General features: G+C 63.5%; 23 protein-coding genes. 7 read left to right on the top strand and 16 right to left on the bottom strand.

Annotation, left to right across the window (positions count from 1 at the left end; all coding sequences use genetic code 11):
• Window positions 1-30 precede the first annotated feature (30 nt).
• Window positions 31-237 carry a hypothetical protein gene (locus NLK60_RS14530; protein WP_254808494.1) on the bottom strand — a complete coding sequence of 69 codons (207 nt, stop codon included), beginning with the start codon at window positions 235-237 and terminating at the stop codon, window positions 31-33.
• 215 nt (window positions 238-452) lie between these two features.
• Here NLK60_RS14530 and NLK60_RS14525 point away from each other — a divergent pair, with 215 nt between their 5' ends.
• Entirely contained in the window at window positions 453-917 is a 465-nt protein-coding gene (locus NLK60_RS14525; protein WP_254808493.1) for a nucleoside deaminase, read from the top strand.
• Between the two features lie 40 nt (window positions 918-957).
• Here NLK60_RS14525 and NLK60_RS14520 read toward each other — a convergent pair whose 3' ends face one another.
• From NLK60_RS14520 to NLK60_RS14500, 5 genes are all read right to left on the bottom strand, one after another.
• Window positions 958-3,006, bottom strand: coding sequence for a rhomboid family intramembrane serine protease (locus tag NLK60_RS14520; protein ID WP_254808492.1), 2,049 nt, complete (start codon window positions 3,004-3,006; stop codon window positions 958-960).
• Between the two features lie 168 nt (window positions 3,007-3,174).
• A complete protein-coding gene (cofG, locus tag NLK60_RS14515; protein WP_254810494.1) occupies window positions 3,175-4,299 on the bottom strand; it encodes a 7,8-didemethyl-8-hydroxy-5-deazariboflavin synthase subunit CofG in 1,125 nt (374 codons plus the stop codon).
• A gap of 131 nt (window positions 4,300-4,430) precedes the next feature.
• A complete protein-coding gene (locus NLK60_RS14510) occupies window positions 4,431-5,258 on the bottom strand; it encodes an alpha/beta hydrolase (RefSeq protein WP_254808491.1) in 828 nt (275 codons plus the stop codon).
• A gap of 139 nt (window positions 5,259-5,397) precedes the next feature.
• Window positions 5,398-6,045, bottom strand: a complete 648-nt coding sequence (gene cofC / locus NLK60_RS14505) for a 2-phospho-L-lactate guanylyltransferase (RefSeq protein ID WP_254808490.1) — start codon at window positions 6,043-6,045, stop codon at window positions 5,398-5,400.
• A gap of 311 nt (window positions 6,046-6,356) precedes the next feature.
• Window positions 6,357-7,538, bottom strand: a complete 1,182-nt coding sequence (locus tag NLK60_RS14500; RefSeq protein WP_254808489.1) for a tubulin/FtsZ family protein — start codon at window positions 7,536-7,538, stop codon at window positions 6,357-6,359.
• Window positions 7,539-7,871: 333 nt separating this feature from the next.
• Between NLK60_RS14500 and NLK60_RS14495 the strand changes: the two genes are divergently transcribed.
• A complete protein-coding gene (locus NLK60_RS14495; RefSeq protein ID WP_254808488.1) occupies window positions 7,872-9,596 on the top strand; it encodes a formate--tetrahydrofolate ligase in 1,725 nt (574 codons plus the stop codon).
• 175 nt (window positions 9,597-9,771) lie between these two features.
• Here the strand turns inward: NLK60_RS14495 and NLK60_RS14490 are convergent, their stop codons facing one another.
• Window positions 9,772-10,698: a complex I NDUFA9 subunit family protein gene (locus tag NLK60_RS14490; RefSeq protein ID WP_254808487.1), complete on the bottom strand. Its 927-nt coding sequence runs from the start codon at window positions 10,696-10,698 to the stop codon at window positions 9,772-9,774.
• A 108-nt stretch (window positions 10,699-10,806) separates the two neighbouring features.
• On the opposite strand from NLK60_RS14490, the gene tmk reads away from it, so the two are divergent.
• Window positions 10,807-11,406, top strand: a complete 600-nt coding sequence (gene tmk / locus NLK60_RS14485) for a dTMP kinase (RefSeq protein ID WP_254808486.1) — start codon at window positions 10,807-10,809, stop codon at window positions 11,404-11,406.
• Window positions 11,407-11,626: 220 nt separating this feature from the next.
• Here tmk and NLK60_RS14480 read toward each other — a convergent pair whose 3' ends face one another.
• Window positions 11,627-11,947, bottom strand: coding sequence for a DUF7991 family protein (locus NLK60_RS14480; protein ID WP_254808485.1), 321 nt, complete (start codon window positions 11,945-11,947; stop codon window positions 11,627-11,629).
• 291 nt (window positions 11,948-12,238) lie between these two features.
• Between NLK60_RS14480 and pdhA the strand changes: the two genes are divergently transcribed.
• Complete coding sequence (gene pdhA / locus NLK60_RS14475) at window positions 12,239-13,285, top strand: pyruvate dehydrogenase (acetyl-transferring) E1 component subunit alpha (RefSeq protein ID WP_254808484.1); 1,047 nt, start codon at window positions 12,239-12,241, stop codon at window positions 13,283-13,285.
• A gap of 262 nt (window positions 13,286-13,547) precedes the next feature.
• Here the strand turns inward: pdhA and NLK60_RS14470 are convergent, their stop codons facing one another.
• The gene (locus tag NLK60_RS14470) at window positions 13,548-13,778 is read right to left on the bottom strand and encodes an Lrp/AsnC family transcriptional regulator (RefSeq protein WP_254808483.1); all 231 of its coding nucleotides are present in this window, start codon (window positions 13,776-13,778) and stop codon (window positions 13,548-13,550) included.
• Between the two features lies 1 nt (window position 13,779).
• The gene (locus NLK60_RS14465; RefSeq protein ID WP_254808482.1) at window positions 13,780-14,538 is read right to left on the bottom strand and encodes a potassium channel family protein; all 759 of its coding nucleotides are present in this window, start codon (window positions 14,536-14,538) and stop codon (window positions 13,780-13,782) included.
• 130 nt (window positions 14,539-14,668) lie between these two features.
• Between NLK60_RS14465 and NLK60_RS14460 the strand changes: the two genes are divergently transcribed.
• Window positions 14,669-14,899, top strand: coding sequence for an Lrp/AsnC ligand binding domain-containing protein (locus NLK60_RS14460; protein WP_254808481.1), 231 nt, complete (start codon window positions 14,669-14,671; stop codon window positions 14,897-14,899).
• A gap of 483 nt (window positions 14,900-15,382) precedes the next feature.
• Here NLK60_RS14460 and NLK60_RS14455 read toward each other — a convergent pair whose 3' ends face one another.
• The gene (locus NLK60_RS14455; protein WP_254808480.1) at window positions 15,383-15,949 is read right to left on the bottom strand and encodes a DUF5813 family protein; all 567 of its coding nucleotides are present in this window, start codon (window positions 15,947-15,949) and stop codon (window positions 15,383-15,385) included.
• Between the two features lie 323 nt (window positions 15,950-16,272).
• Here NLK60_RS14455 and NLK60_RS14450 point away from each other — a divergent pair, with 323 nt between their 5' ends.
• On the top strand, window positions 16,273-16,422 hold the full coding sequence (locus tag NLK60_RS14450; protein WP_254808479.1) for a hypothetical protein: 150 nt from the start codon (window positions 16,273-16,275) through the stop codon (window positions 16,420-16,422).
• Window positions 16,423-16,425: 3 nt separating this feature from the next.
• On the opposite strand, the gene NLK60_RS14445 is transcribed toward NLK60_RS14450, so the two are convergent.
• Window positions 16,426-16,812 (bottom strand): DUF7522 family protein, encoded by a 387-nt coding sequence (locus NLK60_RS14445; protein ID WP_254808478.1) that lies wholly within the window; start codon window positions 16,810-16,812, stop codon window positions 16,426-16,428.
• A gap of 103 nt (window positions 16,813-16,915) precedes the next feature.
• On the opposite strand from NLK60_RS14445, the gene NLK60_RS14440 reads away from it, so the two are divergent.
• A complete protein-coding gene (locus NLK60_RS14440) occupies window positions 16,916-17,536 on the top strand; it encodes a hypothetical protein (RefSeq protein ID WP_254808477.1) in 621 nt (206 codons plus the stop codon).
• 9 nt (window positions 17,537-17,545) lie between these two features.
• On the opposite strand, the gene NLK60_RS14435 is transcribed toward NLK60_RS14440, so the two are convergent.
• The 4 genes from NLK60_RS14435 to gpmI all read right to left on the bottom strand — a co-directional run bounded on the left by NLK60_RS14435 (window position 17,546) and on the right by gpmI (window position 21,895).
• Window positions 17,546-17,743: a heavy-metal-associated domain-containing protein gene (locus tag NLK60_RS14435; protein ID WP_254808476.1), complete on the bottom strand. Its 198-nt coding sequence runs from the start codon at window positions 17,741-17,743 to the stop codon at window positions 17,546-17,548.
• Window positions 17,744-17,827: 84 nt separating this feature from the next.
• Window positions 17,828-18,307, bottom strand: a complete 480-nt coding sequence (locus NLK60_RS14430) for a GNAT family N-acetyltransferase (RefSeq protein WP_254808475.1) — start codon at window positions 18,305-18,307, stop codon at window positions 17,828-17,830.
• A 205-nt stretch (window positions 18,308-18,512) separates the two neighbouring features.
• Window positions 18,513-20,192 carry a sensor histidine kinase gene (locus tag NLK60_RS14425; protein ID WP_254808474.1) on the bottom strand — a complete coding sequence of 560 codons (1,680 nt, stop codon included), beginning with the start codon at window positions 20,190-20,192 and terminating at the stop codon, window positions 18,513-18,515.
• Window positions 20,193-20,266: 74 nt separating this feature from the next.
• Window positions 20,267-21,895 carry a 2,3-bisphosphoglycerate-independent phosphoglycerate mutase gene (gpmI, locus tag NLK60_RS14420; RefSeq protein ID WP_254808473.1) on the bottom strand — a complete coding sequence of 543 codons (1,629 nt, stop codon included), beginning with the start codon at window positions 21,893-21,895 and terminating at the stop codon, window positions 20,267-20,269.
• Between the last annotated feature and the right edge of the window lie 51 nt (window positions 21,896-21,946).

Below are 21,946 nucleotides of genomic sequence, written 5' to 3'. Positions count from 1 at the left end.
CTGTCTCGAGCAGGATGACCGAACGGCAACTCACAGGACGAATCGGTCGTAGAGCGCGTTGAACACGATCATGACGGCGAGCAACGCAGCCATCACGGCCGCCGTCGTCACCATCGATTCAGATGAGAGGTAGACGACAGAGCCAATCACGAGCAAGAAGACGCCAGCGCCGGCGGCAGCCGCTCCCGAGCCATTGCGTCCCGAGGTACTGCTCGAGCCGAGTTCGGAAATCTCCATGCTGCGCCTACCAGTTGTGGAAATATATAGATTTGTGTCATTACGGCCAGCCGTGCCGACGCTGGATCTCGGCAATCTCACAACCGCAGACACTCTACAGCCACACAACCGCTGGTGGTATCCAATACTGGACGGAGCCCTCGCTCGAGAGGTGAGAACGAAGGTATCGTTCCACCACAACAGCCTCTATATGCCGTGTCACCTAATCGGACGTCATGACAGACGCCGAGGAGGGCTTCATCAAACGTGCAATCGAACTCGCCGAAGAAGCCGTCGAAAACGGGAACACGCCCTTTGGCTCACTCCTCGAGATCGACGGCGAGGTGATTCGCGAGGCCCGCAATCGAACGCTCACCGACGACGATATCTCCGCCCACCCGGAGTTCGTCCTCGCGCGCTGGGCAGCCAGCGAACTCGAGCCCGACGACCGAGCGGCGTGTACGATGTATACGAGCACCGAACCCTGTCCGATGTGTGCCGCAGCCCTCCACTACGCGGGGCTCGGCCGGGTCGTCTACAGCGTCGAGGGGACGTCGCTCGCAGCGCTTCGTGACGGTGGCGTCATCACGATACCATGCGCTGAAGTGATCGAACGAGGCAACGGTGACACAGTCGTCGATGGCCCCGTCCTCGAGGACGAAGGCCTCGCCGTGCACGAATCGTTTTATCGAGACGAATAGGGACTCCAGGAACTACAGAGGCGGGTCGGGACCCAAGAAGTTAGCTCGAAAACTCCTCGCGTTCGGCGACCTGTACCTGCGTCTCGCCGTCGTCGACGACCACGCGAACGTCGCCATCGACGGTTTCGGTTCGGATCTCGAGCGGGCCGACCGAGACACGGTCACCGACCGACGGAATCGCGGCCTCGCCCACCGTCTCACCGTCTCGAGTGACTTGCATCGAGACCTCCTCGCCCGGAACCACCGTTAGCTCGTGGCCGTCGAGACGGACGTTCGCGGTCGACGGCTCGGAGGCGAACGACCGGGTGGTCTCGCCGTCCAGTTCGAGGTCGACGACGTAGGCGGTGTCGTTGCCGACGACGTTCCAGCCGTGCCGGTCGACCGCAATCGTTTCCCGCCAACCGAAGCCGCCGACGTGGACGGTATCGTTGCCCTCGTGGGCGAGCACCTCCTCGCGGACGGCGACCGTCCAGAGCTGTCTGTCCTCGCTAACGACGATGACGCCACTCTGTTGACTCGAAAAGAGTTCGTCGTCCCCGAAGTCGACGGCGGGCGTCTGGCCGCTGGTCGCGTTCTCGGCGTAACTCACCGCGTAATCGCCAGCCCTGACCTCGCCGGCGGGCACCGTTCCGTCATCGACGACGCCCAGACTCAGCGGGAGACTGGGTGCGGCGACCAGCACCGTAAACACCAGCAGGCAGACAGTGACCGTCTGTCGTCGCGTGACCGGCCCCGAACCTGGCCGGAGTCGGTCGGGGAACACAGCCACTACCGCCGGGACCCCGAACAGAAACACGAAAAAGGCGGCGACGCCAGCGACGGGGACGACGGGCGTCTCCGACGCGAAGGCCCCGACGACCGTCCCGGCAAATACGAGTCCCAGGAAGACCAGCCAGAACGCGCCCACCTGTCGCCTCGAGGGAACCCGGGACGCACTCGAGAAGATTCGCGGCAGGGGCCGAGTACTTCCCGTGACGGCGAGCGTAATCCCAATAGCCAACAGAAACACGAGGACGACGCCAGCGCCACGATAGAGGACGAACGTGTCCTCTCCACCCGGAAACGCGAGCAACCAGAGCGACTGCGCCAGGCCAAAGAGGACCGTCGCCCCGAAGAGTCGCCCGGCGGACGGTCTCGGTTGTTGCCGGTCGGTTCGGACGGCGAGCAATCCGATTGCCAGGAGCACGCCTAGCAGAAAGCCGAGCATGTGGGCCTGAAACCCGATTCCCGCCCAGCCTGGGGGCGACGGTGGTCCAGTCTCGATACCTGCGCGGACGATAGGTGTGTTGAGCGCGGTCAACACCGTACTCAGTGCCGCGCTCGCGGCGACACCAACTACCGTCGCGAGGGGGTAGGTGACGAGTGCAAAGCCAGCGATAGCGAATACGGCACCGGAAAAGCCGAGCCCCGGCCCCATCGAGAACGTCGAGGTCAGGAGAGCCATCCCCAGCAGTGCGCCGGGGAAGACGACGAGGGCGCGGATCCACGGTCGTTGCAAGATGCCCGCGGCTCGAGCGCCCGTACCCCCATCAACGCCTGTTACACCTTCGTTGGCTCCCCCTCTGTCCGCCTCAGCTTCATCCCCTGCCCCATCCGTCCGAAGCGGCGGTCGACCGGTTTCGGAACCGGCCATCGAGTCGTCAATCGTTCCGGTACCTACCCCCTCGTCGCTCGAGCGACCGGTCTCTTCGTCGTTCTCACCGTCAGCGTCGTCTCGAGGCGAAAAGTGCCCCCAGGCGTACTCGGCGATGGGAGCCAACACGAGCGTCGCCGACATGTTCGAGAGGATGTGTGCGACCGAGCCGTGAGCGATACCCGCCGTGAGGACGCCCGTCGGGTAGAAGTACGACCAGGTGACGTACGGATAGATGAGCGGGTCGTTCCAGTTTCGAAGACCCCCCTGTGCGAACAGATAGAACGCGACGACGACCGCGACGGTCACCAGGGTTCCCCACGGAACGCCATACAGAAAGCGACGCTCGAGGTGCGCTCGACACCGGTCGCGCGTTTCGCTGGCGAAAAACCAGCCGAAGGCGAGCGCGGCGACGAGCGTCACGAACAAGACGGCCTGTGTCGGCGTCACCATCATTGGCTGCAGTTGGGTGAAGATTTACTTAAACTGTCGGTCTGACAATGGGTCGTCACTCCGGGGGGTGGTCGAGTGGGTAATCAGCGAACCGAGACGAAAATGTATCTCGAGGAGTCGCCGAGCTAGCACTACACAGCCTCGAGTGGTCACCGCTCCGTCGTCGAGTGGTCACTGCTCTGTTGGTACCACGTCTGTGAGCGCGCGTCGCATCCGCGGCGAGAGCCACTCGCGGTCGTCGTCCGACTCGACGCCAGCAGCAGGCACGCCGTCGAACGCCGGTGATCGCAACGATTCGGGGAGGTATCGGTCGTAGACCGGCAGTCGCTCGCGAAGCGGGACGCCCGCCGCCTCGGCGATTGACTCGAGTTCGCGCAGTCCGGGCCAGGCGTAATCCGGGTTGATGTGGTCGTCGGTGATCGGCGACACGCCGCCGAGGTCGTCGATGCCGCAGTCGACCAACTCGCCCGCGGGCGCGAGATTCGGCGGGACCTGCACCGAAATGGAGTCGGGAAGCGCGACGCGAGCCATGGCCGTCACCCGCCGCAGCGTCTCGAGGTCCGGGCCTCCTGCCGTCCAGCGCTCGTTGTTCGCGACCGGCTGGACGATAACCTCCTGAATGTGATCGTAGCGCTCGTGCATCTCACGGATGGCGAGCAGGCTCTCGGCTCGGTCGCGCCAGGATTCGCCGATGCCGACGAGGATGCCGGTGGTGAAGGCGACGTCCAGTTCACCCGCGTTCTGGATAGTCCGCAGGCGCTGACCGGGGACCTTCTGCCGAGGGCCCGCGTGTGCCGCCACGTCGGCCGTCGTCTCGAGCATCACCCCCATGCTGGCGTTGACGTCGGCGACAGTCGCCATCTGCTCGTGCGTCTGATCGCCCGGATTGGCGTGCGGGAGCAACCCCTCCTCGAGCGCGACCGCGCAGGCGTCGCGCAGATAGGTGTGAATCGAGTCGTGGCCCCAGGCCTCGAGCTGGTCGTACAGCTCGGTGTAGCGCTCGTCCGGGTCGTCTCCGAACGTGAACAGTGCCTCCGTACAGCCGGCGTCAGCCCCAGTCCGGCAGATATCGCGAACCTCCTCGAGCGAGAGCAAGGAGGCGTCTCCCGGCGGGTCGAAGTAGGTGCAGTAGGTGCAGGTGTACCGGCAGGCGGTCGTTAGCGGGATAAAGACGTTCTTGCAGTACGTGAGTGCCGGAGCCGGGTCGACGTCCGCGGGCGTCACCTCGAGCAGTTTGTCGATGGTCTCGTCGTCGATTGCGATATCGACGTCGTAGGTCTCGGCGCCGGGTATCATTATCTCGAGAGAGTTGTCCGCAGCGTCAATAGCCTGTCGGACGGTCCCTACGAACGGCGTATACGGTTCGTTATCGCGGTCAGGGCCGACCCGGTCCGTCACTGACCACTACTCAGTGACACTGATTCCTATCAGGGGAGCAAAAACTGTACGGCAGCAGGGAACCGCCGTGCCCAGGCCGTCTCGCGGTGTCGACCACCTTCGTCGACGCGGAATCGCAACGAGGGCTCGTGCCGGTTGGACTCGAGTAGCGCTGCCGTCGCTTTTGCGTCCTCGAGGTAGGCCGCGTTCAGGTCGTCGTCCTCGAGACTCTCGCTGTCGCCAACGTCCATGTAGATCCGACCCGACCGTGATGGCTGGGCCTCCAGATAGTCGAACCACGCCTCATCGTTCCACCAGAACGCCGGACTCAAGGCGCCTACACAACCGACGCGTTCTGGGTACTCGAAGTAGCCGTAGAGACTGACGAGACCGCCGAGGGAGGAACCCGCCAGCCCGGTCGTCTCGCGTTCGGGTTTCGTCCGCAGGGTGGCGTCGACCGCCGGTTTCAGAGAGGCGAGCAGCCACTCGAGATAGTCGTCTGCCCCGCCGCCACCGTACTCGGAGTGTGGCCACGGCGTGTACTCCAGGCGGCGGTCGTCGCCGGCGTTCGGGACGCCGATAACGATTGCTTCGTACCCGTCCGCAGCGAGGCGCTCCATCGTCTCGTCGACGCGACACTCCCCGCTATAGCTCATGGCCTCGTCGAACAGGTTTTGCCCGTCGTGCATGTAGACGACCGGATACTGGCGCTCGCCCGTTTCGTACGACGGCGGCAGATACGCAACCACCCGTCTCGAGGACTCGAGCAGCGGCGAGTTCACTTCGTTCGAGACGCGAACGTCTCCTACCACCTGCTCGCCGTCGGTCAGGTCGTACGGTCGCCACTCGAGGTCGAGGGTGTTCGCGTGGTTCGACATCGCTTCGCCTCGACAGTGGCCGGTAACACGCCAAAAAGCTGCGGATACCATCGGACAGGCGGTCGTCGGTTCTCAGCGTGTCCGTTCGGTTCGTCGTGGCACGGAACGCCAGTTCGAACCACTCACCGCCGGTGGCGAGTTAGTCACGAGCCAGTCGAACTCGACCCTCGGTCGTCTCGAGGTGAAACCCCTGTGCCTCGAGTGTGGCCTTCGACCGCGAGTCGCTGTGGAGCCACACCTCGACCAGGTCTTCGGGTTCGTCGATATCCGTCGCCAGGCGAAACGAGTCGACAGTCTCGAGGGACGCACCGACCGCCCGAGCGCCCTGGCGATGGTCCAGATACGACGCCCCGTGGTAATCCACCCGAAACGCGGGGTGACGAACGACCATTGCGTTCGTGCCCCCGCCCCGACCCGGCGCGATGACGACGTCGCCGCTGGCGTCGAACAGTTCCTCGAGCGCGCCCGGCGTCGCGAGTGCGAGGTCTGTCATGACGATGGCGACCGATTCCGCACTCACCTCGAGGAGTGCGTTCACCGCCGGCGACAGCGGCCGGTCGTCGACCTCGACCGCGTACTCACCACCGGTCGCCGCCTCGAGTTCCCGCCTCGTCGCCGCGGAGAGAGGTGCCGTCGCGAGAATCGTCGGCGAGTTACCGGTGGCCACCACGGCCCCACAGACGTCCGCGAGCATCGCTCGAGCTAACGCCCGGCGTTCCTCGAGCGAGAGGACGGGCTCGAGACGTGATTTCGGCGTCCGGCCGGCGAAGGGAACGACGACCTGCATTCGAGGGAGATTGCCAGTAAACGGGCAAAAGGACATCGGAGTCGATGGCGCCCTGGATGGGCTGGCCGGAGTGGCCGGCTACTGATAGCGGCGACTCTCGAGCGGCCGCAGCCCCCTTATTCGGTTTCGAAGACGATGCGACCACTATGATTTGATATACGTATTAATTTACTATTGTTTTGCGAGTATACGCACCAGCCTCGAGACAGCGAATCCGACCGAGAAAGTAGCCACGTCAGCGGGGCTCGACATCGCGTCGCTCACATCCGCTAGAGATCGGGCCCGACCCCGTGTTCGCCCCCTCGAGACGGTTAGAACAGCGGCTCGAGTTCGTCCTCGTCGTCTTCGACCAGGCTCTCGAGGTTTTGTTGGCTCTCCGATTGGATGTCTTCCATGTTGTCCTGGGCTTCGATTGCCACCTGCTGGAGGCGCTTGATTCGCGGGACGTTCGTCACGCCCGAGAGCAAGATTGCCGCGGACACTTCGGGCACCTGCCGGGGGAAGTCACCGCCGCGCACTTCCATACTGCCGGTTTCCTCCTCGAGCCACTTCCGTCCGCGCTCGATTCCTTTCCGGTTCAGGTACTCGCTGGGACCGGAGAGGACGAGCAGCGCGCGCTCTGCGCCATCGATCTCACAGGGCAGTGTGAGGCGGCCGAGTGCGGCTTTCCGAACCAGACTGGTGATTCGGTTGGTCGTGTTGGCCGCGTCCAGGCCGTCGTCGCCGCCGCCACCGCCGCCGGTGAATCGCGAGAGCAGGCCGCCGCTGGTGTTGAGTTCGACCTCCTCGGAGGCGTAGCCGACCGTCGAGACGCCACCGCCCGAGAGTGTGTTGATGATTTCAGAGGAGTCGACCACGCTTTCGGCGACTTCCTGGCCTTCGCCGACCTCGCCTGCGCCGAACAGCACGCCGAACCGGCGGACGATCTCTTCGTTGATCTGAGCGTACCCGCCTTCGACTGACTCACCGGTCTGTCGCCAGGAGTCGTTGTCGAAGACGAGCAGGTTGTCGACCTCACGGACGAACGTCTGGAACGAGCGGGCGGCGTTCAGCGTGTAGATGCCACCTTCGTCCGTGCCCGGCAGGATGCCGAGGCCGTAGACGGGAATCGTGTAGATTCGTTTGAGGTGTTTAGCGAGGACGGGTGCACCGCCGGAACCGGTACCACCACCCATCCCAGCCACGACGAGGAACGCGTCCACTTCGTGGGTCGGAATCGAGTCGACGGCGTTTTGCACCTCGTCGATGTCCTCCTCGGCGATTTCCGCGCCGAGTTCGTTGTCCGCACCGACGCCGTGGCCCTTCACGCGGGCCTGGCCGATGAGGATGCGATTCTCCTGGGGGATATTGGTCAGACCCATGAGATCCGCTTTCGCGGAGTTCACAGCGATCGCCGCACGGACGATTCCGCTGTTGGTTCGGTCGTCGTAATCGAGGAATCGATCGACGACCTTCCCACCGGCCTGTCCGAAACCGATCATCGCCAGCTTCATTGTTAATAGGGGGCTCCGTTGACTCGAAAACAGACCGATGAGGGATATAAACTTTGTGATGGGGTGAATGTCACTCAGCCCAGAATAACCCCGAAATCACCAGACACGCGTACGTCGGTTTCAGCCTAGAGCGGGGGAGATGGCATCGGCCCACAGGTTACTCAGTTGACCTTTATACACCTCACTCGAGCGTGTCATCGGCAACTGTCTCTCTGGATGTTGTTGTGAGCACGTTCATCATCGCTTTCACTGTAGTGAAGCGGGTCCACCGTCGTTCTCACTGTCTCGCAATTACTGCCGCGTTTTAACAGGGTGGCCGACCGAGGTTCCCGTATGACAGACACGACAACGCACCTCGAGGAAATCCCGTCCGACGCCGAAATTTCGAACGCGGCGAGCTATCGTCCCATCGAAGACATCGCCCGCGATCTGGGTCTCGAGACGGACGAAATCGAACGGCTGGGGTCGACGAAAGCCAAGGTGACCCACGACGCGATCCAGCGGCACACAGCGGAGTCACGGGACGGCAAACTCATCCTCGTCACTGCAATGACGCCGACTCGCGCCGGTGAGGGGAAAACCGTCACCACCGTCGGGCTTGGACAGGGGCTCGGCAAACTGGGCGAGGACGGACTCGTCGCCGTCCGACAGCCCTCCCTCGGCCCAATATTCGGTATCAAAGGCGGCGCAGCGGGTGGCGGCTACAGCCAGGTCATCCCGATGGACGACATCAACGTCCACTTCACGGGCGATATCCACGCGATTACCGTCGCTCACAATCTCATCGCCGCGATGGTCGACAACCACCTCCACCAGGACCAGGAGCCCCGTATCGACCCGGGCGAGGTCGTCTGGCCTCGAGCCCTGGACATGAACGACCGGGCGCTCCGAAACGTCGTCGTCGGCCTCGGCGGGTCGGTCAACGGCGTCCCCCGAGAATCGGAGTTTCTCATCACGGCCGCCTCGGAACTCATGGCCGTCGTCGGGATGGCGACCGATATCCCCGACCTCAAAACACGCGTCGGCCGCGTGATCGTCGCCCACGACGTCGACGGCGAACCCGTCACGGTCGACGACCTCGGGGCAACCGGTGCCGTCGCCGCCGTCCTCCGGGACGCGATCCGACCGAACCTCGTCCAGACGCTCGAGGGCACGCCGGCGTTCATCCACGGTGGCCCCTTCGCGAACATCGCCCACGGGACCAACACCATCGTCGCCGACCAGATCGGACTCTCGCTCGCCGATTACGTCGTCACCGAAGCCGGCTTCGGGGCCGACCTCGGGGCCGAGAAGTTCTTCGATATCGTCTCGAGACACGACCTCGAGCCGGATGCCGTCGTCCTCGTCGTAACCGTCCGTGCGCTGAAACACCACGGGGAACACGTACTCGAAAGCGAGGACGCGCTCGACGAAGCGGTGACTCCCGGTGACCGCTCGCTCGAGGCGCTCGAGGCCGGTTTCGCCAACCTCGACCACCACCTGGACGTCCTCGAGCACGTCGGCTTCGACCCCGTCGTGGCGATCAACCGCTTCCCCGACGACAGCGAGGCCGACCTCGAGGCCGTACGTGCCCACTGTCGAGAGCGCGGGGTGACGGCTGCCGTCTCCGACGTCTACCGCAACGGTGGCGAGGGTGGCGTCGAACTCGCCCGGGCCGCTCGCGATGCCGCCGACCGTGGCGCGCCCGACTTCGAGCCGCTGTACGACCTCGAGGACAGTCTCGAAGCGAAACTCGAGACGGTCGCCACCGAGGTGTACGGCGCGGACGGCGTCGACTTCACGAAGGGAGCGCGGTCCGACCTCGAAGAACTGGCCGAACAGGGCTTTGCCGACCTGCCGGTGTGCATTTCGAAGGTGCCGTCCTCGCTGTCGGACGATCCGACGGCACTCGGCGTCCCCACCGACTGGACGCTCACCGTCCGTCGGCTCTACCCCTCTGCCGGGCCAGGGTTCGTCGTTGCCCTGACGGGCGACGTGATGACGATGCCCGGACTCCCGTCGGAGCCGGCAGCAAAGGAGATCGACGTGAAACCGGACGGGACGATTACCGGGCTGTAGCGTTTCAAAAGACCCGTCATCCGACAACGCCGCTGTTCGCACTCGATTACTGTGGACGGGTTCTCGAGGAATGGAGGAGCAAAGGGTTTCAGGCGGCTTCAGACTGCGTCGTGGGTTTCAGGCGGCTTCGGACTGCGCCGTGGGTTTCAGGCGGCTTCGGACTGCGCCGTGGGTTTCAGGCGGCTTCGGACTGCGCCGTAGGCTGCGTCGAAACCGACTCGGTCAGGCCGAGGTAGTCCTCGAGGGTTCGTAATTCGGCTTCGCTCTTGCCGAACACGGCGATATCGTTCTCCTCGACGGTGTTGTTCACTTTGAGTGACCGCGCCTGATCCGGGCCGAACGGAATGAACGGAATCGGGCCCGCCATGGTGAGGCCAAACTTCGCCAGAATCATCGGCACGGGGAGGACTTTGACCGGCCGACCGTCGGCCTTGTACGCCAGCTTCGCCACCTCCTTCATCGTGAGGACCTCCGGGCCACCGATTTCGTAGGACTTGCCGGCGTGGCGCTCGTCCTCGAAGGCGTCTGCCATCATGGGGACCAGATCGCCCACCCAGATGGGCTGGAACGGCGTTTTCCCGCCGCCCGGCAAGCCGGTGATGTACGGCGTGGTGAGCAGTTTCGTGAAGCCGACGAACTCGTCACCCTCGCCGAAGACGACCGAGGGGCAAAAGATCGTCCACTCGAGACTCGAGTCCTGAACGACCTCCTCGGCGAGGCCTTTCGTTCGAAGGTACTCCGTCGGTGCGTCGGGATCGACGCCGAGGCCGCTCATCTGGATGAACCGGGGCGTGTCGCCTTCTTCGGCGGCCCGGACGAGGTTTTTCGTCCCATCGAGGTGGACGCCCTCGTGCGTGAGACCACTCGGGGGGTCGAACAGCGGCGACAGCGCGACGAGATTGACCACGGCGTCGTGTGCGGCGACCGTCTCGGCGATGGAATCGTAGGCACCGACGTCACCGACGGCGGTCTCGACCCCCTCAGGGACCGAATCCGGGTCCGGGTTTCTCGAGAGGGCCGTTACCTCGTGGTCGCGGTCTCGGAGTTCTCGACACAGGTTCTGCCCGATGAAGCCAGTTCCGCCAGCGACCAGTACGTTCATGGATGTATACACGACGGCCACCCGGATATACGTATGACCTAACTCTGTTAGGGTTCTCGAGAAACGGCGACAGACAGACACATAAACCAGAACGGGTGATAACGTGATATGCTCGTCACGCTCGAGGGACTGGACGGCACCGGCAAGACGACGGTGTGGGAAGCCTTACACGATACGTATCCTGAAGCGACGTTCACCAGGGAACCTACCGCCGGCGAGACCGGTTCCTGGTACGGCGACGCCGTCTACCGTTCGATTCAGGATGACGACGCCGATTCGCTCGCGGAACTGTTTTTGTACACGGCCGACCACGCCGACCACCTCGCGCGGGTCGTCGAACCGGCGCTCGAGGCCGGCGACCTCGTGATCTCCGACCGATTCGCCGACTCGCGCTACGCCTATCAGGGAGCGACCCTGGAGGGTCGAGTCACCCGCCCGATGGAGTATATCGTCGGCATCCACCGCGCGTTCACCGTCGTTCCCGATCTGACGATTTACCTCGATCTCGATCCCGAGACGGCCGCCGCACGCGCCGGAGCGACCAACAAGTTCGAACACGCCGCCTATCTCTCACAGGTTCGAGCGAACTACGAGCGACTCATCGAGAACGAACCCGAGCGGTTCGTCCGCGTCGACGCCAGCCAATCGCCGGAGGAAGTCCTCGAGCGCGTCGAAACCGTGCTCGCCGACCGCCTCGAGCGCGAGTGAATCTGGCTCGAGAGAACGATGGGAGCGGTCAACGGGCTCGGAACGACGGTGAAAGGCAAAAAGTTCGACGTGGCGGCACCGTCGGAGCTTTCTACGTGAAACAGTGAGAGAGTCCCCCGCCGTTCACGGCGTTGACGAGAGAGTTTGCTCTCCTGAACCAACTCGGCATAGCCGAGACTCCAGGCGCGAGGAAAACCGGGCGTTCACGCCGAAGAGGATGTCATTCGACCGTATCCGGCAACTCCACGTCGTCAGGGTGGGGCATCCAGAACACGTCGATGGTGTAGCCGAGGATGACCGGCAAGGCGATGACGACGACGAACACCGCCTCTCTCGAGCCCAGGTCAGGGCCGAGGCCGAGCGCCCCCGAGAGGAACAACATCGAGGCAAAGAGAACGACCGGGATGGCGAAGGCGATGTAAACGAGCGCGCCCCAACTCGTCTCGAGGCGAAGCCTGAAGAAACGGGTCGCGACGGCCGCGAACAAGGTGTGCAAGCCGACCATGAGGAGCAGTCCTCCCGCGTCGACGAAAGCGTCCATACCTTCGATAGCAACCGAGCGTTCTTTTCGCTGTCGGAACCGGATGGGCTGTCCGAACGGTATGGGCAGTCCAAACAGCATGGGCTGTCCGAAGCTATAGTAGCCATCGAAAGTCACTGCACATCCTATCGCAAGACACCATCGTGGTAGGTGTGTAAATCGGTTCTATGGCTACGATAGTGTTCGGCACTCGAGCGGCGGTCGGCGTCGAGCCCTCGAGTGATGAAGTTCGACCGCGAACGAGCAACCGAGACCAGAACCACTTTCACGGCCGCGGTCGACCCCTCCGCCATGAAGCGAATTATCGGGGAACGGGACCTCGAGGAGACGCCGTTCAGCGAGGAGGACGCGCTGGCCGTCTACCGGGATATCGTTCGGACACGACGGTTCGACGAGCGAGCGGTCGCGCTGCAACGACGGGGTTGGATGAGTGGCTATCCGCCGTATAAGGGCCAGGAAGCGTCCCAGGTCGGAGCCGCCCACGCCCTCGCCGACGACGACTGGCTCGTGCCGACCTATCGGTCGAACGCGCTGCAGATCGCCCACGGGGTACCGATGAGCGACATCTTCCTCTTTCGACGCGGCCACCCCGAATTCACCTCCGACCACGAGTACAACGTGTTCCCACAGGCGGTGCCGATTGCGACGCAGATTCCACACGCCGCCGGACTGGGTATGGCCCGGAACTACCGTGGTGACGAACAGGCCGTGCTCTGTTATTTCGGCGACGGAGCCACGAGCGAGGGCGACTTCCACGAGGGTCTCAACTTCGCGGGCGTGTTCGACGCACCCGTCGTCTTCTTCTGTGAGAACAACGACTGGGCGATTTCGCTCCCGCGCGAGCGCCAGACCGCCAGTGCGACAATCGCCCAGAAAGCCGAGGCCTACGGCTTCGATGGGGTACAGGTCGACGGAAACGACCCGTTGGCGGTCCTCGAGACCACCCTGGAAGCCCTCGAATGCGCTCGAGACGGCGAGCCGGTGCTCGTCGAGAGCCTGACCTACCGGCAGGGAGCGCACACGACCAGCGACGACCCCACGCGCTATCGCGACGAGCGAGATGACCTCCCCGAGTGGCGGACCGCCGACCCGCTCGAGCGCTACGAAACCTATCTCCGCGCACAGGGAGTACTCGACGACGACCTCGTCGAAACGATCCGAGAAGACGTCGAAGCCGAACTCGAGGACGCTATCGAGGTGGCTGAAACGACACCAGCGCCCGAGCCCACGGACGTCTTCGACCCGGTCTACAGCGACCTGTCACCCCGACTGGCCGACCAGCGCGACTGGCTCGAGGGCTTCCTCGAAACGCACGACGTGCAGGAACTCGAGCACTGAGTGATCGGGCGGGAGGTGCTCGCTCGAGGAAACAAACGGTCTGGCCGGGAACCGGCGTTCGTCGTCCACGACGAACCCGGTGAGCCGGGGAAAGGTTGGGGCCCCGGCACAGTCACCGCGAGGGAGCGACGCGACCGAGCGGGCCGACGAACGACCGTCGGGAGTGAGGAGTGCTTTTGGTCCAGCTTTTGCCGAGCGTCGGGCTGTCGTGCAGCAGCTCGCTGCTGTCGACAGCCCGAGCGCAGGGCAAAAGGTGGGGGTTCTAGTCCATCGCGATGTACGTTTGCGTATCCTCGACGCCCTGAATCCCCTGAATACGTGTCGCCGCGATCTCTTTGACCGCTGCCGGCGTCTCGACGCGCGCTTTGGCGATGATGTCGACGTCGCCGGCGACGATGTGTGCCGATTCGACGCCCTCGATCTCCGCAATGTTTTCTTTCAGTCGATCCGCCTCGCCCGTATTCGCCTTGATCATCACGAATGCAGTAACCATCTCAGTGTCCTCCGTTGTGTGGGTCGCGTGGTTCGCTCGAGTGCGTACTGGAATCGGAACCGGTGCCCGCCTCGAGGCCGCCATCCGTCGCCATGTTTCGCGCCGGCTCGCCGACCAGAATCTGGCGGACGTCGCTCAACACGTCGAAATCCGCGAGAACGACCAGTCGGTCGCCAACCTCGAGTGATTCGTCGGCCGTCGGGATCGCGAGCGTGCCGTTTTCCTTTCCGAAGGCGAGCAACGTGGCGTCCGCGGGTAACTGGAGTTCGCTAATGGTGTACCCACGGACGGGTGCCTCGGGGGTGATGGTCAGTTCGACCACCTGCAGGTGCTGGGCAATATCGGCGATGGCCCGGATGGTGCCCCCGAGTAAGGCGTTTTTCGCGCCCATCGCACCCAGTCGCTCGGGATAGATCACCTCGTCGACCTCGTCGGCGTACTTGCGGTAAATCTCCTCGCGATAATCCTCGTCGATGCGCATGATCGTTCGACAGCCGTGATGTTTCCCGATCATACACGCCGCGAAGTTGACGTTCAGGTCGCTGGTGAGCGCCCCAAGCGCGTCGGCGTCGCTGATGCCTGCCTCCTCGAGTAAGGGCTCTCGAGCGCCATCGCCCTGGATGACCTCGAACTCCTGATTGCGGGCACGTCGTACCGCTGACTCGTCGCGTTCGATCAGCGTCACCTCGTGACCTTCCTCGCGCAGGACGCGAGCGGTCCGGAGGCCAACTCGACCGGCTCCGATGATGACAAACCGCATATCGGGGGATACGGTGCCACCCATGAATAATGTTACCCTGAAACATGGTTTTCGTTCACGCGAACACTGCTCGATCACCAGCGAAACGGGCAAAAGCTTTAGTCATGACAGAGAGTACCACACTGCGACGATGGTTCACGCGTTTATCATGGTGAAAACCGCCGCCGGAAAATCCGAGGGACTGCTCGCTGGCATCCGCGACCTCGAGCAGGTTTCGGACGCCCATATCGTCGCCGGGAACTACGATATCATCGCCGAGGTCGACGCCGAAGAGGTGTACGGCGTGCTCAAAGCAGCCTCCGGTGGAATACAGGGCCTCGAGGGTGTCACCGACACGAAAACGTACATCGCGATGGACTAGAACCCCCACCTTTTGCCCTGCGCTCGGGGCTGTCGACAGCAGCGAGCTGCTGCACGACAGCCCGACGCTCGGCAAAAGCTGGACCAAAAGCACTCCTCACTCCCGACGGTCGTTCGTCGGCCCGCTCGGTCGCGTCGCTCCCTCGCGGTGACTGTGCCGGGGCCCCAACCTTTCCCCGGCTCACCGGGTTCGTCGAGGCCGACGAACACCGGTTTCTCGGCCAGACCGTTTGCTTCCTCGAGCGAGCACCTCCCGTCCGATCACTCAGTGCTCGAGGCCAGTCCAACCGCCATCGTTCCTCACCACGAAAACGAGCTTTAGAACGGGTATGCGATAATAGCTATGGTGACAATATTAACTACGGTTTTTTAATTAAATAACTATTGAGACATTAGTCGGGTAGAGACAGCCCAGGTGACCGATACCCGTCGCGTCTGGAAATCGAATCGGACCCACCCACTCGAGGAGCGACGTAGCGACGGCCTACAGCGACGGCTCATTTCCGGCCGCAGCGTCCGTACCCGCCTGCTGTGCGGTGGCGAGCAGGGTTTCAGCGGGTCCGCGGTACGTATAGCCAGGAATTAACCCCTGTGCGTAGGTCCCTTCGACGTACTCGATGAGGACCTTGGCGTCCTCGACACCGGTTCGAGCGTCCCAGGCGACGTACTCGAGCGTCACTCGAACGTCCCCGGCCTCGGCGTCGTAGTCGACCGATGGCGGTTCGTACGTTCCCGTTTCGGCGACAGTGAAGACGTCCTCGAGTCGCCGTTCGAACGTGTCGAACCAGCCTTCCTCGACGATCGGCGCGACGTGATCCTCGCTCGCGGCATCCAGCGTCGGAAGCGTCATCGTCACCGTGATTTCGCCATCGCGTTTCCCTTCGGCCGGATCAGCCGTCACGACCGTCTCGAACACGGTCGTCTCGAGTCGATAGCCTCCCTCGTCCGCATTCGAGTCATCCGTTTCGTTCGCACCGTCCATCTCGTCGGTTCGAGTGAACGCATCGTGACTGTCGAAGGCGACCCGCATCGGTTCGGGTAACTCGCTCATGGGGAGCGGTATGGGCGGTCGATTCATAGGCCTGTCGTCAGCGCGGAATCGTGCGTCTCCGTTCGGTTCGGTGAGGGGCCGGAGACCCACTGTGCGTTCGGTGTCGGTCAGGCATTCAGAGCGTGTTCAGGGAGAGGCTACTGGAGAGCACCACTCGAGTGCCTACGGAAATTGACCGAATTGATCGGATTTTCAGGACCTCAGCGAGCCGAGTTTCCAGCCGGTCGTCGTGTCGCCGCGCACACCGTTTCGCGAATCCTAATCGTCCGTTACACCCTGCACACGCCGCATAACTACGTGGCAATCGGTGGTGGTCCTGTGGCATGGCTCTCGATAAATACGTTGCAGAAAAACGACGGTTCGCTCGCCTGCTGGGAACCGATGGACAACTCGGATCCGGCCTCCCGATGAGCGCTCCCTCGAGTCAACACGACTCTGAAGACGAACTGGAGGTTTCTCGAGGCGATCGGTAGCGGTTACTCGACGCGTTCTCCGAGGAACGACTGAAGGCTCGTTGCGACTTCCTCGAAATCCTTCATCGTGAGGCCGTCGGTTGTCGCGAACACGCCCTCTCGGTCGGTCGTAACCCGGATGAGGAATCCGTTGTCGAAAACGCGAATCGTGTAATTGTAATCCCCGAGTTCCGACCCCTCGTAGGCCGCCTGCGTCGTCTTGAAGCCGCGCCACTCGTGGCCGATAAAGCTGGTGAGGTCCGCATCGCGCTCGAGGTCCTCGCGAAGGTACAGTTGCTCGTAATCGTCGCGTGTAAAGTACGTCACCGAGCGCAGGCTGTCGCCGACGGCAGTTCGACAGGTGGTAACGATTTGATCTGCTGTCTCGTCCGTGATCAGACCCGTGGCCATACGGAAAGACGGAGGGGAGGCTCCTTAAAAGACGCGGCGTGACCGGCATGAGTCCTCACGACGACCCCCCGAAGTCAAGTATCGACCGGACAATGCACGACCGATGACCGATGGCGATGGAAACGAGGTCGGCTCGAACAGCGACGAGAGGCCGGTTACGACCGAACACGACGAAACAGCGTCGCTCACAGCCGCACAAGAACCGTCATCGACCACTGTGACGCGCTCGGCGATCAGCGACGAACTCGAGGTCCCCGCGGAGCCGCCCGACCCGGAAACGACTGACCACGTGCTCTCCGAGGACGAACTCGTCTATCCAACCCTCACCTTCGATGACGGCGAGATCGGCGGAGAGGGTGAATTCGAGCTACAACAGGCACTCGACCGCGAGACGATGCGGGCGTGGCTCGAGGACTGCTCGGACGCTCTCACCAGTCACGACCTCGGTATCGAGACGCCGAACGAAACCGCAATCCTGGGCCTCGGAAGCGGCGACGTATCGATGACGTTCGACCCCGACGAAAACCACGTGGGGACCCTCGAGGTGACGTTCTCGATGAAGGCGAAGCTGATGACCCGTGCTGACGACCCCGAGGTGAGACAGGCCGGGGCCAGAGGTGGTGAGGGATTCATCCCGCTCGCGATGGTGACCGAGAACCAGGAACCGGCCTCGTTCCGGTGTTACAACTGGATCGATGACCCTCTGGAGCGGTCGAAGAAGTGAATTCGAGCCCTATGTTTCGGCTTCGTAGCCAGCGTCCTCGATTACAGCGATAACCGTCTCGAGGTCGGCCTCGCCCTCGACGGTGACGCTGTCCGTTTCGTTGTCCGCGTTCGCCGAGGCGACGCCTTCGACGTCCGAAAGCGCGGATTCGATGGTTTCCTCACAGCCGCTACAGCCCATTCCGGTGACGTGAAGTGTCTGGGTCATCCTCACCTGATCGTTGGTGTCGATTCGTTTCTGTGTTTCGTTCGCACCGCTCGAGTGGTCTCTGGAGCGTCCCACAAATCGCTCTCAGAGAGATTTGCACATGTGCAACACGTCGAAGGGCGCGCCCTCGAGTTCGCGAACCCGAACGTCCCTGTATCCTCGTCGTCGGTAGACGTCGGGCAAAAACGGGTGGCCGGCGAACGTTCGCAGGCGCAGTCTGTCGTGCCCGTCTCGGCGGGCACGGTCTTCGACGAACGCCAGCAGCGTATCGGCGATACCCCGACCGCGCGCTCGAGGCGGGACGGCCAGTCGGCCGAATTCGGGCGATTCAGGGTGATACTTCCCCTGGTCGCGATAGCGAACGCTCCCGACGAGTTTGCCCCCCTCGACGGCGACGAAAACGCGCGTCTCTCGAATCCATGCCTCGAGGTCGGCCCGATCAGCCTCGGCGGCACGGGAGGGAAAGCCGAGTTCGACGTTCGTCGCGTAGGCGTCCCTATACAGGCGAGCGAGGGTCGGCGCGTCGGCCAGCGATGCCGGTCGAACGTGGACGCGGGTGGTCACTCGAGGAAGCTTTCGGCCGCGAGTATTTTTGCGATTCGATGTGCGCCGACGGCGTCGAAGGTCGGAACACTAGCGAAACGCTCGAGTACAGGGTAGCCATCAAAGGCCTGTGGCCAGTGCGGACCGTTCGCGTAGGGATTGCTGGCGTCGCGTCACGCAGATCACAGGCCCCGTAGCGAGCGTTCGCCGGCACATTGTGACCTCATCACACGACACCAGGAACCGTCACCCGCACCGTCGTGCCGTCGTCGTCGGTCTCGAACTCGAGGTCGCCGCCGAGTGCCGTCACACACCAGAGGACGATCCAGAGGCCGATCCCGCTGCCGTGTTCGAGCGCCGTCTCTTGCCCGCGCTCGAGGACTGCCAGTTCGTGTTCGGGGATCCCGGGCCCGCTGTCGCGGACAGTCAGGACGGCCTCGCCGGCGTCGGTTACCGTCTCGAGTGTGACCTCTGCTCGGGGTGTCCCGTTTTCGGCGTGCTCGAGGGCGTTTTCGAGCAACTGCTCGAACAGCTGTTCGAAGACCGCCCCTGTGCAGACGAGTCGAACGTCAGCCGGTACCGAGACGTCGATCTCCCCGTCGAACGTCGCCTCGACATCGGTGGCGACCCCCTCGAGCGTGTCCGACAGGGCAATTGGCGTCGGTTCGTCGTCCATCGAGTCGATGGCCCGTTCGAACGCCCAGGCCTTCTCGCCCATCCGGATGACGCCCGCGATGTCGCCCTGTGCGCCCTCGAGTTGGGTCCGTAACGCCTCGTCCTCGAGTTGGTCGGCCACGATCCCAACGTAGCCGTGTGCGACGTTGAGTTCGTTCCGCAGATTGTGCCGGAGGATGCGGTTGAGAATCTCGAGGCGTTGTTTGCGCCGCCGCTGGGTCGTTACGTCCTGAAAGACCACCGTGTGGCCGACCGGGTCGTCGTCGTAGTCAGTGAGTGTCGAGATGGAGATCGCGAACTCGCGGCGTTCTCCCGCCGCATGCAAAGAGACGGTCTGTTGGTCGGCCTCGAGGTCAACTGGTGTGTCCACGACGGAATCGAACGGCTCGCCGAGGATTTGCGTGGGCTCGACGTCGAATAAGCGGCTCGCACTGGTGTTGTGCGTGATGACGCGGCCGTCGGCGTCCAGCGCCAGGACGGGATTGTCCAGCTCCTCGATAGCGTTTCGTTCGGCCGTTCGATGGGCGACCGGGCTGTACTCGAACATCTTCCCGCGACCGAAGGCGTACGCGTCGAGAGCGACGTGTGGCAGGAACAAGACGGTCGTCAGGTTCAGTTGAGGATACGGCCCAAGCTCGAGCGCCCAGACGAGCAGGGCCACCCCGGGCGGAACGGCGCTCACGGCGACCGCCAGCGCCTCGGCGCGGTAGAGCGGGCCGTAGCTCACGACCGTATCGAACAGCAACAGCGTCCCTGCCGCAACCGCGAGCGTCGCGACGCCGATGGCGAAGTACGCCCATCCCTCGAGCGTGTACGAAACCGTCTGAACGCCGAAGACGGGGTCGACCGTGTAGTCGCTGAACACCAGTTCGTGGACCGAGTTGGTCGGCAGAAGAATCGTCGTCAGCGCGGGAACGGCCAGCAGAAGGGTAAACCCGCGCGAACGGACGAGTTTGCCTCGTCCCGTATACAGCAGGGCAAAGCCCAGGAAGGCCACCCCGATCCAGCTCATCGCCACCAGCGATACGATCTCGAGGGCGAGGCGCAGCGTGGGTCCGGTGACGAGCAACGCGGCACCATACGAAAAACACCAGACAGCCTGGCTGACGAGAGTGGCGAGGAACCAGATGGCCCCGGTTTCGTGTCGGTGTTTCCAGAGGTGTGCGATGAGCCCGACGGTCCCGAGGCCAGCGAGCACGGAGAACGTTGCCGGCCACGGTGGGAGAAACACGGTCTCGAGTGGTCGACAGAACTACTTCCCTATTGTGGCTTCGGTAACCGTCTCGAGGCGGGCGCTCCAGTGGGTTACTCGAGCAACGACTCGCCGGTCATCTCGGGTGGCTGTTGGATGCTGAGACACTCGAGTATCGTCGGCGCGATGTCGGCGAGGGTGCCGCCAGGTCTGACCGAGACGGCTGTCGTCTCACCTTCGGCTTCGTCAGCAGATTCGTCGACGGCAGTGGCCGACTCCGTGGCCGCAGGAGCTTCGTCTCGAGGCGCGAGATAACAGAACGGCACGGCGTTGTACGTGTGTGCCGTGTGTGGGTCGTCTTCGGTGCCCATATCGTCGGCGTTGCCGTGATCGGCCGTCACGAACACGTGCGCACCCTGGGCCTCGAGCGTCTCCACCAGGCGACCGAGCTGGGTGTCGACGGCCTCGACGGCTTCGACGGTCGCCCGGTAGTCACCGGTGTGACCGACCATGTCTGGATTGGCGTAGTTCAACACGAGCACGTCGGGGTCGTCGGTTTCGATGGCGTCGATAGCGGCGTCGGTGACCTCGGGCGCGCTCATTTCCGGTTGTATATCGTAGGTCGGTACGTCGGGGCTCTCGACGATGGTGCGGGTTTCGCCTTCGAACGCCACCTCGTCGCCGCCATTGAAAAAGTAGGTGACGTGCGGGTATTTCTCGGATTCGGCGATGCGTAGCTGGGTCTTGCCGGCGTCGGCGAGCACCTTTCCGAGCACGTTCTCCGGATACGTCGGCGGGAACGCGACCGGCAGGTCGAACGTCTCGTCGTACTGGGTCAGCGTCACGAGTTCGATGTCGGGTGGCGAGGTTTCGACATCCCATTCGGGGCGGATGTCGCCGAGCATCCGTGTCAATTGGCGGGCGCGATCCGATCGGAAGTTGAACCAGACGACGGCGTCGCCGTCGGAGAGCGCCAGGTCCTCGTCTGTCAGTTCGTCGTCGTCGGTAGCGCCAGCCTCGAGGCCGTCCCCACGAACCAGCGTCGGTTCGACGAACTCGTCGGTCTCGCCGCGCTCGTAGGACTCGCTGACGGCGTCGACCGCCGAGTCGGCTTCGAACGCCGCCTCCCGGTTGACGATCGCGTCGTAGGCCCGAGCGGTCCGCTCCCAGTTTTCGTCGCGGTCCATCGCGTAGTATCGTCCCGTGACCGTCCCGACGTGGCCCGTGCCAGCTTCGTCGACGACCGACTCGAGCGCCTCGAGGTAGCTCTCCCCGCCGTGTGGCGCGGTATCCCGGCCGTCGGTGAATGCATGGGTGACGGCGTCGACGCCGCGCTCGGCGGCCATTCCGATCAGCGCGTGAAGGTGTTCCTGGTCGGAGTGGACGCCGCCGTCGCTGACGAGCCCGAGGAAGTGAACCGTGCCATCGTGCTCGAGGGCGTACTCGAAAGCAGCGTTGATGGCGTCGTTTTCCTGGAAGCTGCCGTCGGCGACGGCGTCGGCGATCCGCGTGTACTCCTGGAGGACGACCCGGCCCGCACCGATGTTGAGGTGACCGACTTCGCTGTTGCCCATCTGCCCGTCAGGCAAGCCGACACGTCGGCCGGCAACCTCGAGCGAGCCAGCCACACCGCGGTCGGTCAATCGGTCGAAAATGGGCGTGTGTGCCCCCTCGATTGCGTTGCGCCCGCCGTCGTCGCTACCGAGGCCCCAGCCGTCGAGAATAACGAGTGCCGCGTCCATATGCGAGCGGTACCGTCCGTGACCTAATTAGCTATCGCTCGAGGGAGAAGC

This window comes from Natronosalvus amylolyticus, from assembly GCF_024298845.1.
GTDB classification, from domain to species: Archaea; Halobacteriota; Halobacteria; order Halobacteriales; family Natrialbaceae; genus Natronosalvus; species Natronosalvus amylolyticus.
This window is presented reverse-complemented; position numbering and strand designations above follow the sequence as displayed.

What these genes read in the sequence shown, in the direction of transcription:
- cofG (WP_254810494.1), bottom strand. Translation starts at nt 4,299, where the DNA reads ATGATACCCGGCGCCGAGACCTACGACGTCGATATCGCAATCGACGAC.
- NLK60_RS14500 (WP_254808489.1), bottom strand. Translation starts at nt 7,538, where the DNA reads ATGAAGCTGGCGATGATCGGTTTCGGACAGGCCGGTGGGAAGGTCGTC.
- NLK60_RS14525 (WP_254808493.1), top strand. Translation starts at nt 453, where the DNA reads ATGACAGACGCCGAGGAGGGCTTCATCAAACGTGCAATCGAACTCGCC.
- gpmI (WP_254808473.1), bottom strand. Translation starts at nt 21,895, where the DNA reads ATGGACGCGGCACTCGTTATTCTCGACGGCTGGGGCCTCGGTAGCGAC.
- NLK60_RS14445 (WP_254808478.1), bottom strand. Translation starts at nt 16,812, where the DNA reads ATGGCCACGGGTCTGATCACGGACGAGACAGCAGATCAAATCGTTACC.
- pdhA (WP_254808484.1), top strand. Translation starts at nt 12,239, where the DNA reads ATGAAGCGAATTATCGGGGAACGGGACCTCGAGGAGACGCCGTTCAGC.
- NLK60_RS14465 (WP_254808482.1), bottom strand. Translation starts at nt 14,538, where the DNA reads ATGCGGTTTGTCATCATCGGAGCCGGTCGAGTTGGCCTCCGGACCGCT.
- NLK60_RS14440 (WP_254808477.1), top strand. Translation starts at nt 16,916, where the DNA reads ATGACCGATGGCGATGGAAACGAGGTCGGCTCGAACAGCGACGAGAGG.
- cofC (WP_254808490.1), bottom strand. Translation starts at nt 6,045, where the DNA reads ATGCAGGTCGTCGTTCCCTTCGCCGGCCGGACGCCGAAATCACGTCTC.
- NLK60_RS14455 (WP_254808480.1), bottom strand. Translation starts at nt 15,949, where the DNA reads ATGAGCGAGTTACCCGAACCGATGCGGGTCGCCTTCGACAGTCACGAT.
- NLK60_RS14520 (WP_254808492.1), bottom strand. Translation starts at nt 3,006, where the DNA reads ATGATGGTGACGCCGACACAGGCCGTCTTGTTCGTGACGCTCGTCGCC.
- NLK60_RS14510 (WP_254808491.1), bottom strand. Translation starts at nt 5,258, where the DNA reads ATGTCGAACCACGCGAACACCCTCGACCTCGAGTGGCGACCGTACGAC.
- NLK60_RS14530 (WP_254808494.1), bottom strand. Translation starts at nt 237, where the DNA reads ATGGAGATTTCCGAACTCGGCTCGAGCAGTACCTCGGGACGCAATGGC.
- NLK60_RS14490 (WP_254808487.1), bottom strand. Translation starts at nt 10,698, where the DNA reads ATGAACGTACTGGTCGCTGGCGGAACTGGCTTCATCGGGCAGAACCTG.
- NLK60_RS14495 (WP_254808488.1), top strand. Translation starts at nt 7,872, where the DNA reads ATGACAGACACGACAACGCACCTCGAGGAAATCCCGTCCGACGCCGAA.
- NLK60_RS14480 (WP_254808485.1), bottom strand. Translation starts at nt 11,947, where the DNA reads ATGGACGCTTTCGTCGACGCGGGAGGACTGCTCCTCATGGTCGGCTTG.
- tmk (WP_254808486.1), top strand. Translation starts at nt 10,807, where the DNA reads ATGCTCGTCACGCTCGAGGGACTGGACGGCACCGGCAAGACGACGGTG.
- NLK60_RS14460 (WP_254808481.1), top strand. Translation starts at nt 14,669, where the DNA reads ATGGTTCACGCGTTTATCATGGTGAAAACCGCCGCCGGAAAATCCGAG.
- NLK60_RS14470 (WP_254808483.1), bottom strand. Translation starts at nt 13,778, where the DNA reads ATGGTTACTGCATTCGTGATGATCAAGGCGAATACGGGCGAGGCGGAT.
- NLK60_RS14450 (WP_254808479.1), top strand. Translation starts at nt 16,273, where the DNA reads ATGGCTCTCGATAAATACGTTGCAGAAAAACGACGGTTCGCTCGCCTG.
- NLK60_RS14435 (WP_254808476.1), bottom strand. Translation starts at nt 17,743, where the DNA reads ATGACCCAGACACTTCACGTCACCGGAATGGGCTGTAGCGGCTGTGAG.